Source organism: Psychrobacillus sp. INOP01 (assembly GCF_018140925.1).
Lineage (GTDB): Bacteria > Bacillota > Bacilli > Bacillales_A > Planococcaceae > Psychrobacillus.
The window spans coordinates 290,508-303,366 of record NZ_CP073315.1; the positions used below are offsets into that span (position 1 = coordinate 290,508).

At 36.8% G+C, this 12,859-nt stretch carries 13 protein-coding genes and 1 other annotated feature; of the genes, 4 read left to right on the top strand and 9 right to left on the bottom strand.

The annotated features are described in order from the left end of the window. Nucleotides 1-94: 94 nt before the first annotated feature. Both KD050_RS01510 and KD050_RS01515 read right to left on the bottom strand, forming a co-directional pair. Nucleotides 95-847, bottom strand: a complete 753-nt coding sequence (locus tag KD050_RS01510; protein WP_211894519.1) for an SDR family NAD(P)-dependent oxidoreductase — start codon at nucleotides 845-847, stop codon at nucleotides 95-97. Beyond that, nucleotides 834-1,778: an MBL fold metallo-hydrolase gene (locus tag KD050_RS01515; protein WP_211894520.1), complete on the bottom strand. Its 945-nt coding sequence runs from the start codon at nucleotides 1,776-1,778 to the stop codon at nucleotides 834-836. Before KD050_RS01515 ends, KD050_RS01510 begins: the two co-directional genes overlap by 14 nt. A 120-nt stretch (nucleotides 1,779-1,898) precedes the next feature. Further along, nucleotides 1,899-2,111 (top strand) — a binding site (T-box leader). A 98-nt stretch (nucleotides 2,112-2,209) separates the two neighbouring features. Between KD050_RS01515 and proC the strand changes: the two genes are divergently transcribed. Together proC and KD050_RS01525 are read left to right on the top strand one after the other, a co-directional pair. Beyond that, nucleotides 2,210-3,022 (top strand): pyrroline-5-carboxylate reductase, encoded by an 813-nt coding sequence (proC, locus tag KD050_RS01520; RefSeq protein WP_211894521.1) that lies wholly within the window; start codon nucleotides 2,210-2,212, stop codon nucleotides 3,020-3,022. A gap of 79 nt (nucleotides 3,023-3,101) precedes the next feature. Beyond that, the gene (locus KD050_RS01525; RefSeq protein ID WP_211894522.1) at nucleotides 3,102-3,269 is read left to right on the top strand and encodes a hypothetical protein; all 168 of its coding nucleotides are present in this window, start codon (nucleotides 3,102-3,104) and stop codon (nucleotides 3,267-3,269) included. A 24-nt stretch (nucleotides 3,270-3,293) separates the two neighbouring features. On the opposite strand, the gene rnz is transcribed toward KD050_RS01525, so the two are convergent. Continuing rightward, complete coding sequence (rnz, locus tag KD050_RS01530) at nucleotides 3,294-4,238, bottom strand: ribonuclease Z (protein WP_211894523.1); 945 nt, start codon at nucleotides 4,236-4,238, stop codon at nucleotides 3,294-3,296. A 461-nt stretch (nucleotides 4,239-4,699) separates the two neighbouring features. Between rnz and KD050_RS01535 the strand changes: the two genes are divergently transcribed. Further along, the gene (locus tag KD050_RS01535) at nucleotides 4,700-6,172 is read left to right on the top strand and encodes a UDP-N-acetylmuramoyl-L-alanyl-D-glutamate--2,6-diaminopimelate ligase (protein WP_211894524.1); all 1,473 of its coding nucleotides are present in this window, start codon (nucleotides 4,700-4,702) and stop codon (nucleotides 6,170-6,172) included. Here KD050_RS01535 and KD050_RS01540 read toward each other — a convergent pair. The 5 genes from KD050_RS01540 to mce all read right to left on the bottom strand — a co-directional run bounded on the left by KD050_RS01540 (nucleotide 6,138) and on the right by mce (nucleotide 11,348). Beyond that, a complete protein-coding gene (locus tag KD050_RS01540) occupies nucleotides 6,138-7,403 on the bottom strand; it encodes a DNA polymerase IV (protein ID WP_211894525.1) in 1,266 nt (421 codons plus the stop codon). The genes KD050_RS01535 and KD050_RS01540 overlap by 35 nt on opposite strands. A 355-nt stretch (nucleotides 7,404-7,758) precedes the next feature. Further along, the gene (locus KD050_RS01545; protein ID WP_211894526.1) at nucleotides 7,759-8,241 is read right to left on the bottom strand and encodes a chemotaxis protein CheW; all 483 of its coding nucleotides are present in this window, start codon (nucleotides 8,239-8,241) and stop codon (nucleotides 7,759-7,761) included. 17 nt (nucleotides 8,242-8,258) lie between these two features. After that, nucleotides 8,259-9,371, bottom strand: coding sequence for a M20/M25/M40 family metallo-hydrolase (locus KD050_RS01550; protein ID WP_211894527.1), 1,113 nt, complete (start codon nucleotides 9,369-9,371; stop codon nucleotides 8,259-8,261). 14 nt (nucleotides 9,372-9,385) lie between these two features. Continuing rightward, nucleotides 9,386-10,933: an acyl-CoA carboxylase subunit beta gene (locus KD050_RS01555; RefSeq protein ID WP_211894528.1), complete on the bottom strand. Its 1,548-nt coding sequence runs from the start codon at nucleotides 10,931-10,933 to the stop codon at nucleotides 9,386-9,388. Nucleotides 10,934-10,937: 4 nt separating this feature from the next. Continuing rightward, nucleotides 10,938-11,348: a methylmalonyl-CoA epimerase gene (mce, locus tag KD050_RS01560; protein ID WP_211894529.1), complete on the bottom strand. Its 411-nt coding sequence runs from the start codon at nucleotides 11,346-11,348 to the stop codon at nucleotides 10,938-10,940. A gap of 357 nt (nucleotides 11,349-11,705) precedes the next feature. On the opposite strand from mce, the gene prli42 reads away from it, so the two are divergent. After that, entirely contained in the window at nucleotides 11,706-11,801 is a 96-nt protein-coding gene (prli42, locus tag KD050_RS01565) for a stressosome-associated protein Prli42 (protein ID WP_151109618.1), read from the top strand. A 612-nt stretch (nucleotides 11,802-12,413) separates the two neighbouring features. Here prli42 and KD050_RS01570 read toward each other — a convergent pair. Continuing rightward, nucleotides 12,414-12,854, bottom strand: coding sequence for a BrxA/BrxB family bacilliredoxin (locus tag KD050_RS01570; RefSeq protein WP_211894530.1), 441 nt, complete (start codon nucleotides 12,852-12,854; stop codon nucleotides 12,414-12,416). Nucleotides 12,855-12,859 lie beyond the last annotated feature (5 nt).

The following is a 12,859-nucleotide window of genomic DNA, read 5'->3' on the forward strand; positions in this document are numbered from 1 at the left end:
GCTGAAAAGATACAGAGTAAAAAGTACTGCCTGACTCTACTAAAAAAACCGATTTTTCCTTTGTTTTTTGAGGAAAAGTCGGTTTTTAAAATGTTTATTTTTTTGTAAAATACTTTTTCCCAACAGTTTCGACAATTGATGGGGCTATGGCATATAGTTTACTTGTAATACCCATATAAGAAGGAAGATCAACCTCTCTTACTGGTTTTTCAATTACTTGTTCGATTGATGCTACCACTTTTTCCGGAGTCAACAGATGTTCTTTCATACTACTTCTATAATTACCAGTCTCATCAGCTAAGTCGAGGAAGGGAGTATCTATTGGACCTGGATTAATAGTAGTAACATTAACACCAAATTCCTTCAGTTCCATCCGGATAGCATTTGCAAATCCTAGTATGGCATGCTTAGATGCTGCATACACAGATGCTTTAGGAGTAGCTACTTTACCTGCTTGAGATGCAACAAATATAAAGTGCCCACTCCCTCGAGTTTTCATCTTTTGAGCAAAATACTTCGTAAGTTTCATCGGTGCTAATACGTTTACCTGTAACATTTTCTCCATATCTCCTTCATCCATGTCCAATAAATATGAAAATGTTCCAACACCAGCACAGTGGATAACAGAATCAGGTGTTTTCATGTCTATAAAAAGTGAATCGAAGGATTGGACGGATGTTAAGTCCGCTTCAATTGTATGGATTCCATCTGCGGATAAACTATTTAGTACAGTGGTATTTCTACCAGTAGCCCAAATTTCATAACCTGCTTCATGTAATGTTTTAGCAAGCATAAGCCCGACTCCGCTAGTAGCACCAGTTATTAGAATTTTTTTAGCTTTGCTCATATAATAGAATTCCTTTTTCATTTCGTTTTGCCATTATAAGTTTTTCATCGATTAAATAATCTATTTGTCCAATTGTTTCAGAAAGTGTTAATCCAAGTTCTTTTTCATAAACTTGCGGAAATAGTTGTTTGGTTAATTCAAAAATTGATTTTTCACCATCATTCATCATATCCAGTACTTTAAATGCCCGCTCTTTTTGTTTTTCCAGTCTAGTTGAGACAAGCTCCTGAATATTATACACTTCATTGCCATGCCCACTGTAAACCTTTTCAATAGGTAACTGTTGGATTTTTTTCAATGAGGCATTGTATTGTAACATCGATTTTGGGCGTTCATCATTTACATTTAATGGCGGCTCAATTAAAGGATTCGAAGAAATCTTTTCAAGTATAAGATCTCCACCGATAAGAACTTTTGAACTTTCAGACCAAAATGCCAAATGGCTTTGGGCATGTCCTAATGTTTCAAGCACCTGAATATCCGGATGACCTGGCAATCTATCTTCATCATATAAATAAGTATCTAACGACCGACTTCCAAGTAAGCTTAAAGGTCTTCTCATCTTCTCTACCCATTTAAAATATTCCTCTGGTACCCCTTCTTCTCTTAAACATTGTAAATAAAAACGATCATGATACTGCAAAAACTCTTCGTCACGAGCCATCCATACTTGATTGTATTCATGACCTAGAATATTAGCTTGTTCAAAAGCATCTGTCCATCCAGCATGGTCAGGGTGATGATGCGTTAAAACAACCTGCTCAATATCGGTCAGCTCATAGCCCGCTTCTTTAATACCTTGTGTTAATGCAGTTAACGCTACTTCTGTTTTTGGTCCGGCATCGATTAGTGTCAAAGTATCGCCTTTTATTAAATATGCGTTTACATCCCCTACTGCAAATGGAGTAGGAATTATAATTTTATGTATCATTTGAATTCTCCTCATTAATGAATAGTCATTCATTACATTGTACTCTTATTTATGTTAGCAGTCACTAAAATATGGTTGACTTTTTATAATAAGATGCATATAATTTCATTAATTCAGAATATAAAAGCTAAGATGAAGAATAGTACATATATGATGGAGTTAAGAGAGTGAAATGATCCGCTGCAAGTTTCACCTCCCGCTCATGTATAGAACCTACTTCGGAGCTACTATGTAAACATGGTCGTACCTTCTCGATACGAAGGATTAAGTTGTGCTGAAAATTTTCAGCAAATTTAGGTGGTACCGCGGAAATCAAGTGTTTTCGTCCTTATTATATATGGGATGAGAGCGCTTTTTTATTTTGTTCTTTGATACCGCTCCACATGCATGAAGTTTAATGGAAATCCGGGTTACTAAAAGGAGGAATTTATATGACGAAGATTGTATTTGTAGGCGCAGGTGCAATGGCAGAAGCTATTATAAATGGCTTAACGAAAGAACAAAAAATTTCACCTGCATCTATTTATGTCATGAATAAATCGGATGAAAAGCAGCTTAACTATTTGAAAGAAACGTACAATGTTCAACTCGTATGTGAACAGAAAAAAGCGTTAACGGAAGCTAATATTATTTTTTTAGCCATGAAACCAAAAGACGCAAATGATGCGTTAACTAATTTGGCACCATATATAAACAATGAGGCAACGATAGTTTCCGTTATTGCCGGTATCAATATCCAGACCATTACAAATTCTCTGGGCAACAGACCAATTGCACGTGTTATGCCAAATACTTCTGCAGCTGTTGGAATGAGTGCATCTGCTATATGCTGGAATGAACTTATTTCAGACGCTTCTAAAATACTCATCATCGATCTTTTAGAATCGATTGGCTCTGTAAAAGTCGTAGCAGAAGAGGATTTACATGTTGTTACTGCACTTTCTGGAAGTGGTCCAGCTTACTTCTATTATTTCGCGGAACAGTTTGAATCCGCAGCTATTAAGCATGGTTTAGAGAAGACCGATGCTCGTCAATTATTTATACAGACGATGGAAGGTGCCGCACAAATGCTAAAAAAAGGTGATGTGGAACCTGAGGAACTGCGTAGAAGAGTCACGAGCCCTGGAGGAACAACAGAAGCAGGCTTAGAACAATTAATGGAGCATAAAGTGAGTGAAGCTATCTTTGCTTGCATCCAAGCTGCACAAAACAGATCACGAGAACTTGGAAAACTTTATGAATGAATAAGTGAGAGCTTCCATCCGTGTGGTTTTTACAGCATGTTAAACCGTGATAATAATCTAGAAAGGTGTTTTGGAAAGAATGGATAATTCTTATTTTGTCGGCTGGGGCACACTTGCTTTTATTAATGCCGGCATTGCACAAGGGAAAAATAGAAGTGGTCTCAACTGGTTCCTCCTATCATTAGTTATAGGACCAATTGCAACTGTGAGTTTAGTTATACTAGAGAAAAAAAGAGATTCCGAGTGAAATACAACTCGTTCGGAATCTCTTTTATAATTTGTATTTGATTAATGAATCATTTACCCAATTATATTCTGTAAAATCTTCCGCGATATAAATGGGAAAACTATATTTTTCGACTTGGGTAAGCATTTTGTTTAGGTCAGATGACAGGAATCGTGCACTAATATGATTAACGATCAAATGCTTAGCATTCGCTTTTTGACAGACTTCGGCTGCATCAACTATAGTAGAATGCCCATAAAGGCGCGCAAGCTCTGCTGTATCTATGTCAAACGTTCCTTCATGGACGACGACATCTGCATCTTTACTTAACCAAATAGAGTTTTCACAGTATTTTGTGTCTCCTAGTATCGTTACTTTAAAACCCTCTCTTGGTTCCCCAGTTACCTCCTCACTCTTTACTACTATTCCATCAGGTAGCACCACATCTTGTCCTTCTTTTAATTGTTTTAATAAAGGACCTCTTGGAACTCCTAAAGCATCTGTTTTTTCTATAAAAAGTTCAGGGGCAAGGGCTTTTTGTTTGACCGTATATCCGAAACAGGGCATTACATGTTCTAATAGTTTTGCTTCCACTATAAATTGTTCATCTTCAAATATTATACCCTCTTCAATCTCTATAATCGAAAGTGGATATTTCACATGAGTTTTGGATATAGCAAGAGTTACTTCAATCCAATTTTTCAATCCTGTTGGTCCATAGATTGTAAGAGGTTCCAGTCCACCTAAAAAAGAACGGGATCCTAACAAACCAGGAAGCCCATAAATATGATCACCATGTAAATGTGTAATAAATAGTTTTTCCAGTTTACGAGGCTTTAGTGTCGTATGCAAAATTTGATGCTGAGTGGCTTCCCCACAATCAAACATCCAAAAAGAACCTCGCTCCTCTAATAGTTTCAATACTGTCGATGTCGTATTACGCTGTTTTGACGGCATTCCTGCTCCCGTTCCTAAAAACAATAATTGCATATTTGCTCACTTCCTTAAATAAATTGGACATATTTTAATTATAGAAACCATAATAATCAACTTGTAAATATTGTTATAAAATTCGACGTTATTCATCAATTATCAACTTAAACAACATTATTCACTATTTTATGTTTACTATAAATTATCAGGTTTTAATTGAGTCAATTTCTTAATTACTTGTTTTAATTAATAACCCGAACATTAACTTGATTTTGCTTTCAGTTATCTGTTCTTACAAATTAGATTTTGAGCTATAGGTGGCGACTCCTGCGGAAAACGTCCGACTAGAGCGAAAATCAATTTTGTGTGGATTTCACAACTAAAATCCATATTATGAAATTAATTCAGTTAACTGACCATTTCTTAGCCTATATAGTTAGTCTAACTCTAAATTTCATGTATGTAAAAAGCAAAACTGCAAACAATAACGAAACAACTTAAAGGGGCGTCCAAAACTTATGAAATTAGAGACATTGATAGCGCCATTAGGCATTCACATAAGTCAAGAAGACAAGTCCATTGAAATAAAAGGCCTGGCTTTTAACTCTTCTAAAGTAGAGCAAAATTTTATATTTGTTGCAATACGAGGGACCCTTACAGATGGTCACACATTTATAGAAGATGCAATATTAAATGGAGCTTGTGTAGTCATTGGAGAAGAAAACCTTATATCTATTGGTGTTCCCTATATACGTGTAGCCAATTCACGCAAAGCATTAGGATTATTAGCAAATATATTTTATGAAAATCCTACTCAAAATAAAATAATGATTGGAATTACTGGCACGAATGGTAAAACGACTACCTCTTATATGCTCAAACACATTTTAGAATCTGTAGGAATTTCATGTTCATTATTTGGTAGTGTTTCTACAATAATAAATGGAATTGAAAATGAGTCCACTCACACAACTGCTGATGCAGTAACATTAAATCAGCTTCTGGCAAGGTGTAACGACCATGTTGTCATAATGGAAGTTTCCTCTCATGGTTTAGTTCAGTCTCGCGTCGAAGGTCTGCGATTTGATTATTGTATTTTTACTAATTTAGAGCATGAGCATTTGGATTACCATGAAAATATGGAATCTTACTACTTAGCTAAACAATCCCTATTCAATTATTTAAAACCTCATGGTATTGCTGTGATCAATTCAGATTCTTCATGTGGAGAGCGACTATGTACGTATGTAACTTCGTTAAACAAAGAAGTTATTAAAATCAATGGTAAAAAACCCTCTTATACTGTAAATGATGAGGAACTAATATCACTCAAAGATCCAATACAATCATATTCGCTAAACAGTCGTATGAAAGGTAAGCATAACTTAGAAAATGCATCGCTTGCATTTTCTACAGCAATTTCCTTAAACATAGATCCTTTAAATATTGAGCGTTCATTAGAAAATTTCAGTGGAGTACCAGGTAGATTTGAGTTATTCCAGCATCCTGCTGGGGCAACTTGCATTGTAGATTATGCGCACACAGGCAATGCGTTTTCTCACATTTTAGAAACAGCTAGCTTATATAATCCCCAAAGAATCATACATATTTTTGGATTTAGGGGAAATAGAGACGTACAAAAAAGAAAAAACATGGTACAAATTTCTCTGGAGAAGTGTCACCTATGTATTTTAACTTTTGATGATTTAAATGGTGTACCATCAGAACAAATGATTCAAGATCTATATGCACTGGATCCATTGAATAGATGCATTATTATCCCCGACCGAACTTTAGCAATTCAATATGCATGGGAAAAGGCCAAAAATAATGACTTTATCGTAATAACAGGTAAAGGTATTGAAAATTATCAACAAAGTTTTAGCTTGCCTACCGCTTCTGACATTCACACGTTAAATTATTTGAACGACTCATTTGTATTTCAGAATGAGACTCTTAATCAATATGATCATCCAAGAAGTCTTTACTAAAACTTGTTTTAGATTCCAATGAAGGCTTCTTTTTTATTTTCATTCCACGCTTTATACTATCTTCTCCAAACTTGCCTTGCAATTGCTCCACTAGCTTTAGGATTGGCTCATCTTTTGCATGTTCTTCAAAGTTAAAGATAGACAGCTGCTCTACTGATTCTCCCTTATCGTACACATTGTTTACAGTCACACCTAGCAATCGAATAGGATCTCCATTCCAAGAGGCATGGAATAGATCCAATGCCAATTGATTTATTTCTTGTTCCTTATAGAGGCGGTTAGTTACTGTTTTACTTCTCGTTTTGTTTTTCCAATTAGCGTCTCGTATATGTATCGTAATGGAACGTCCAGCTAGATTTTTAGCATCAAGTCTGGTAGCCACTTTTTTCGATAATCGAATAAATACCTTTTCCAGTTCCTCTATATTCGACTCATCATAAGGCAATGTGGTAGAATTTCCAACACTTTTCGTATCATAAATAGATTCGGGATCTACCGCTCTATTATCAGTACCATTTGCACGATTTAGAAGTCGAACTCCATTTTTCCCAAGTTTTTCTTTTAGTAAATTAGGATTTGCGTTGGCTAAATCTCCTATAGATTTAATACCAATGGATTCCAACTTTCTTGCAGTACTTTCCCCTATTCCATGCATATCTATTACTGGGAGAGGCCATAGAATTTCTTTTACCTGTCTTTTCCGTAAAACAGTTATACCCATAGGTTTCTTTATGTTGGATGCAGTTTTAGCTAGAAATTTGTTAGGAGCAATTCCAATAGAACTAGGCAAGTCAAGTTCACGGATAATCCGCTCCTGAATAGATTTGGCAAAACTTACTGCATCGTTCTCCATATCAACTTCAGATACATCCATATACCCTTCGTCTATCGAAACTGGCTCTACAAGATTAGTATAGGATCTTAAAATTTCGAACATTGCTTTAGAAGCAATTCGGTAACGTTCAAAATTTGGGGGCAATAAAATCAGTTCTGGACATTTTCGTTTAGCCTCCCACACGGACATTGTTGTATACACACCTCTAGCCCTTGCCTCATAAGAGCATGTAACTAGTATCCCCCGTCTTTCCTTAGGATTACCCGCGATGGCAATAGCTTTCCCTTTTAAAGAGGGGTCATGTGCCTGTTCAACCGAAGCATAAAAGCTATTCATATCTAGGTGAAAGATAATTCTATGTTTTCCCGACAAATTATTCCCCTCCTTTCCCCTCATGCATAATAGATAGTATGTTCTATATAATTCAATTTATTTTGAATAAATTTCATAGAAGCATATTAAATAGTGAAATAATGTTGATTTCTGCTCCAGGCGGACACTTTTCGCTCCAATCAACGAATTCCACTTTAATTAAGCAGATGAAACATCACAACGAACGTGAAGCGGCGGTGATGGTTCATCGCTCCCCCTTTGGAAAGCGTCCGTCTGAAACATAATTTGTAGTATCGATGAATAGCTGTATTCTTCAAAATCCTTAGAACATCGGATATAGGAAACTGAAAATTTTACACTTATTATTTCAAAAAAGGTAGCTATATAAGCTACCTTCCTTGCTAAATTATGCAGGTGACTAATTATTAATCGTCTCTTTCTTTACTTCTTCTACATAAGATTGAATATCATTAAAGCCTTCCAAAGAACTTACCAAAATTGAAGCATCCACGATTGTAATCATTCGATTTTCTAGGTTTGCAACTGCTGTAAAATAACGTGTTTTCGTATAATTTACTAAACCAATTTGCTTTAGATTTTCTTGATCAATATCTAATATCTCTTTCGCTTCCTTCACAAGAAGACCAACCGTCATATCTTCCGTATGCATAGTAACTACTCTTGCTAATTCCTGATCAACACCACTACGATTATACAAAATTTGTTCGAAATCGATAATTGGCACTAGCTCTCCACGGATTTTCATCAGACCAATTAAATAATTTGGTAAGTGTGGGATTGGGTTTACATGCTCTAACTTCTCAATTGAGACCACATGTTCAATTGAAACTGCGTAATCTTCATTTCCACATTGAAATACTACAACTTTCTCGTTGCTCAACAAAGCCACCTCCTATGTTATTCTGCCGCTACTAAAACGATCTCTACTATTAAATCGGCTAGTTTCTCTAGCTCTTCAATAGGCATGCGTTCATTTGTTGTATGAATTTCTTCATAACCAACGGACAAGATGACAGTAGGGATTCCAAATCCAGCAATTACATTTGCATCACTACCACCGCCACTAGTTTTTATCTCCGCCGTTCTTCCAATACGTTCTACTGCACGTTTGGCTACCTGTACGACAGAATGGTCTTCTTCAAAATGGAAGCCTGGGTACATTAATTGTGTTTCAGTCACTGCTTTACCACCAAATTTTTCAGCAGTTTCTGCGAATGTTGCAACCATATGTGAGACTTGCGCATTAAGTTTATCTTTATTTATTGAGCGTGCTTCAGAAAGAATATGCACCTCATCGCATACGATATTTGTAGCTTGTCCACCTTCAAAACGACCGATATTAGCGGTAGTTTCTGCATCTAGTCTACCTAACTTCATAGCAGAAATGGCTTTAGCAGCTAAAGTTATAGCAGAAACTCCTCTTTCAGGAGCCACTCCAGCATGGGCAGTTTTTCCAGTAATAGTTGTCCATAGTTTTGATTGGAAAGGAGCAGCTGTTACAATACCACCAACAGTCCCATCACTATCAATTGCATAGCCATATTTTGCAGTAAGCAAAGAAGAATCCAATTCCTTTGCTCCTACTAGACCACTTTCTTCTCCAGCAGTAATAACAACTTGAATATCGCCGTGTTCGATAGATTGCTCTTTCAAACGACGAATAGCTTCAAATAGAGCGGCTATTCCAGCTTTGTCGTCAGCACCTAAAATTGTTGTCCCATCCGAATATATATAACCGTCTTCTTTAATTACTGGTTTAATACCTTTACCTGGTACTACTGTATCCATATGAACAGTGAAGTATATTGGATCTACATCTCCATTAGAACCCTTTAATGTTGCGATTAAATTTCCTGCTCCGTGACCTGTTTTAGAAGCTGAATCGTCTTCAATTACTGAAAATCCAAGCTGTTCTAATTTACTTTTTAAAATAGGTGCAATTATTTCCTCGTGCTTTGTTTCAGAATCTATTTGAACAAGCTCTAAAAACTCATCTATTAATCTACTCATTTAATAGTCTCCCTTTATAATGGAATATTACCATGTTTTTTCTTTGGTCTAGTCTCTTTTTTATTGCGCATCATTTCTAGTGATTGAATTAGCTTAATGCGAGTTTCTCTTGGGTCAATAACATCATCGACCATTCCCATAGAAGCTGCCACGTATGGATTGGCAAATTTCTCACGGTATTCCTCAATTTTTTCTGCACGCACAGCTTCAGGATCATCACTTTGTGCAATTTCACGGGCAAAAATAATATTGGCAGCTCCGTTTGGCCCCATAACTGCTATTTCTGCATTCGGCCATGCGAAAACAACATCTGCCCCAATAGACTTGGAATTCAAGGCAACATAAGCGCCTCCATATGCTTTTCGTAAAATAACCGTTATTTTAGGTACGGTTGCTTCTGAATACGCAAATAAAATTTTAGCACCATGGCGAATAATTCCACCGTGCTCCTGTTTTATACCAGGGAAGAATCCAGTTACATCTTCAAACGTGATAATTGGAATATTGAATGCATCACAAAAACGTATAAAACGCGCTGCTTTATCTGATGAGTCAATATCTAGACCTCCAGCCATTACTTTTGGTTGGTTACAAACTAAACCCACTACCTCGCCTTTAATACGAGCTAGACCAATAACAATGTTTTTAGCAAATTCTTTTTGCACTTCTAAGAAAGAATCATTATCAACGACCTGTTCAATAACCTTTCGAACATCATAAGGGCGAATTGCTTCAAAAGGAACAATATCCGCTAAATCAGAACGATAATCATCCTCAACCTTTACATCAGTTATAGAAGGCTTCTCTTCAAAGCTTTGCGGTAAATAACTTAGAAGCAAACGAACGCTTTCCAATACTTCCTCTTCGGTTTTCCCACGGAAATGTGCATTTCCACTTATCGTATTATGTACCTTCGATCCACCAAGATCTTCCGCAGAAATCTTTTCTCCTGTAACGGTTTCAATCACTTTTGGACCTGTGATAAACATTTGGCTTGTTTCATCTGTCATAAACACAAAATCGGTTATAGCCGGCGAATATACAGCTCCACCAGCACATGGACCTAATATGACAGAGATTTGTGGTATTACTCCCGAATAAATAGCATTACGATAAAAAATTTGACCGTATCCATCAAGTGAAACTACGCCTTCTTGAATACGTGCACCACCGGAGTCATTTAAGCCAATAAACGGTGCTCCATTTTTGGCTGCTAAATCCATTACGTTAGCAATTTTAAGTGCATGCATTTCTCCCAAAGCTCCACCAAAAACAGTAAAATCTTGTGAGAATAAATATATTGGACGGCCATTTACTTTCCCATAACCTGTTACTACTCCATCGCCAGGACCCTCTGCTTTATCCATTCCGAAGTCAACAGTACGATGCTTGATGAATGGGTTTAGCTCTACAAATGAATCTTTGTCTACTAGTAATTCAATACGTTCGCGAGCAGTCAACTTACCTTTTTCATGCTGCTTTTCGATTCGTTCATCCCCACCACCAAGTTCGATTTTACGTTTTCGATCATATAAGTCATTGATTTTTTCATAAATATCCATATAATTACTTCGCTCCCCCGGTTTTATCGACTAATTCGTAAAGTACTCCACGAGATGCCTTCGGATGTATAAATGCTACCTGAGCACCGTGAGCACCTGCTTTTGCCGTTTCTTGTATAAGTCTGACGCCCTTTTCTTTTAGCTCGTCCAAACGCTGTTGAATACCGGAAACACCAAATGCAATATGATGGATTCCCTCACCCTTTTTTTCTATAAATGAATGAATCGTACTTGTTTCATCGATTGGTTGAAGTAATTCTAAATGGACATTGCCACTATCGATAAAAGCTACACGAACTTTTTCAGATGGAACATCTTCAATATGTAATAATTTTAACCCCAATGTATCTGTGTAATAAGGAAGAGAGTCTTCTATACTTTTCACAGCAATACCAATATGATCAATTTTCTCCATTTTTACACCCCTTTTTTGAATAAGCTGTATTAAAAAACACACTTGACTCCGGTCAGTCGGGCGCTTTCCGTGGGCGTTGCCTCAGTCTCCTCGCTATGCTGTGGGGTCTTCGCCCAACGCTTTTCCCACTGGAATCGCCGACTTTCACTACAATCTAAAAATCATTATGCAAAAGCTTATCGACCTATCCTCAGATTACAACTTGTGAGTATACATCTACAATATGTTTCATCTAAAAATGACGAATAATTTGAATTGTACCTTGTTCTATTGTACCTATTTCAAAAAAAAATCTCTACCTCTTGTGCATTTTTATGTTTTTGTTAAAATAAAGGTACAAGCTAAAGGAGAGAAATTATGCGCAACCAAACATTTCGTAAAATAATCGTTTATTTAATGATTTTTGTAATGGTAATGTCAACATTACTTTTCGGTCTAAGCTTTGTCCTTTAAGAAATGATAAAAACCAGCGAATGCATTTGTATGCTTCCGCTGGTTTTTATATTCTTTATAAAGAATGATGTCTATCCAATAATACTGCTGATTTCCGTTTCAGGTGGACGCTTTCCGCGGGATAAGCGATGAGCCATCACCGTCGCTCCGTGTCGATGTGATGACTCATCTGTCTCACTCAACCTGCCGGAGAGTCGCCCCCTTCAATTCAATCAATGAAGTGAGTATTACCCAACAAGAAGATACAGCATAGCTTATCGCTTAGATGATAAGAGTATTCAAAGTTAATAAAGTGATAAAAGCATCTGCTAAATTAGGGATGCTATTCTCTAAATTGAACTCAGGCAAATAACGCCGCGTCGTGCGGCAATGCCTGAGTGACCAACATCCTGTTGGCCCGAACCATTCGGGCTTTTACGGGCAGTTATCTACTGACAGTTAATGCGGGACAAACGCCATAAGATTACCGAAAAACAAAGGCTGATCGTGACGTCAGTCACGACCAGCCTCTGTAAAAATCAATAGGTAATAACATAGCTTTAAGACTGTCCAAAGCCTGCCGAAATCTAATAGAAACAGGTTTTAACTTAAAGGTCAATTGTGCTTTTAAAATTATACTTCTTCACAATATTCTTCAAATAATCCTTGTAAATGAGTGATTACTGAAGTTGGTGCATGACCTTCGATTTCATGACGTCCAATTTCTGCTACCGGTTGTCCATCTTTTAATAGTACAAATGATGGAGAAGAAGGTAGGTGATCATCTCCGAATAGATTACGAGCTTGTTGAGTTGCTAATTTATCTTGACCTGCAAAAACAGTAACTAAATGGTCCGGACGTTTATCATAATGTACTGAGTTTGCAGCAGCAGGGCGAGCAATTCCTCCAGCACATCCACAAACTGAGTTTACCATCACTAATGTTGTTCCTTGACGAGCAAATGCAGCGTCTACCTCTTCAGGTGTATTAAGCTGCTCATATCCTGCAGCTTCCATTTCTCCACGAGCTTGTACAAGTATATCATTCATATATAAATTGAAATCCATATTCATTTTGC

Excerpts from the sequence above, each read along its gene's own strand:
- KD050_RS01510 (WP_211894519.1), bottom strand. The coding sequence starts at position 847 with ATGAGCAAAGCTAAAAAAATTCTAATAACTGGTGCTACTAGCGGAGTC.
- KD050_RS01515 (WP_211894520.1), bottom strand. The coding sequence starts at position 1,778 with ATGATACATAAAATTATAATTCCTACTCCATTTGCAGTAGGGGATGTA.
- proC (WP_211894521.1), top strand. The coding sequence starts at position 2,210 with ATGACGAAGATTGTATTTGTAGGCGCAGGTGCAATGGCAGAAGCTATT.
- KD050_RS01525 (WP_211894522.1), top strand. The coding sequence starts at position 3,102 with ATGGATAATTCTTATTTTGTCGGCTGGGGCACACTTGCTTTTATTAAT.
- rnz (WP_211894523.1), bottom strand. The coding sequence starts at position 4,238 with ATGCAATTATTGTTTTTAGGAACGGGAGCAGGAATGCCGTCAAAACAG.
- KD050_RS01535 (WP_211894524.1), top strand. The coding sequence starts at position 4,700 with ATGAAATTAGAGACATTGATAGCGCCATTAGGCATTCACATAAGTCAA.
- KD050_RS01540 (WP_211894525.1), bottom strand. The coding sequence starts at position 7,403 with ATGAGGGGAAAGGAGGGGAATAATTTGTCGGGAAAACATAGAATTATC.
- KD050_RS01550 (WP_211894527.1), bottom strand. The coding sequence starts at position 9,371 with ATGAGTAGATTAATAGATGAGTTTTTAGAGCTTGTTCAAATAGATTCT.
- KD050_RS01555 (WP_211894528.1), bottom strand. The coding sequence starts at position 10,933 with ATGGATATTTATGAAAAAATCAATGACTTATATGATCGAAAACGTAAA.
- mce (WP_211894529.1), bottom strand. The coding sequence starts at position 11,348 with ATGGAGAAAATTGATCATATTGGTATTGCTGTGAAAAGTATAGAAGAC.
- prli42 (WP_151109618.1), top strand. The coding sequence starts at position 11,706 with ATGCGCAACCAAACATTTCGTAAAATAATCGTTTATTTAATGATTTTT.
- KD050_RS01570 (WP_211894530.1), bottom strand. The coding sequence starts at position 12,854 with ATGAATATGGATTTCAATTTATATATGAATGATATACTTGTACAAGCT.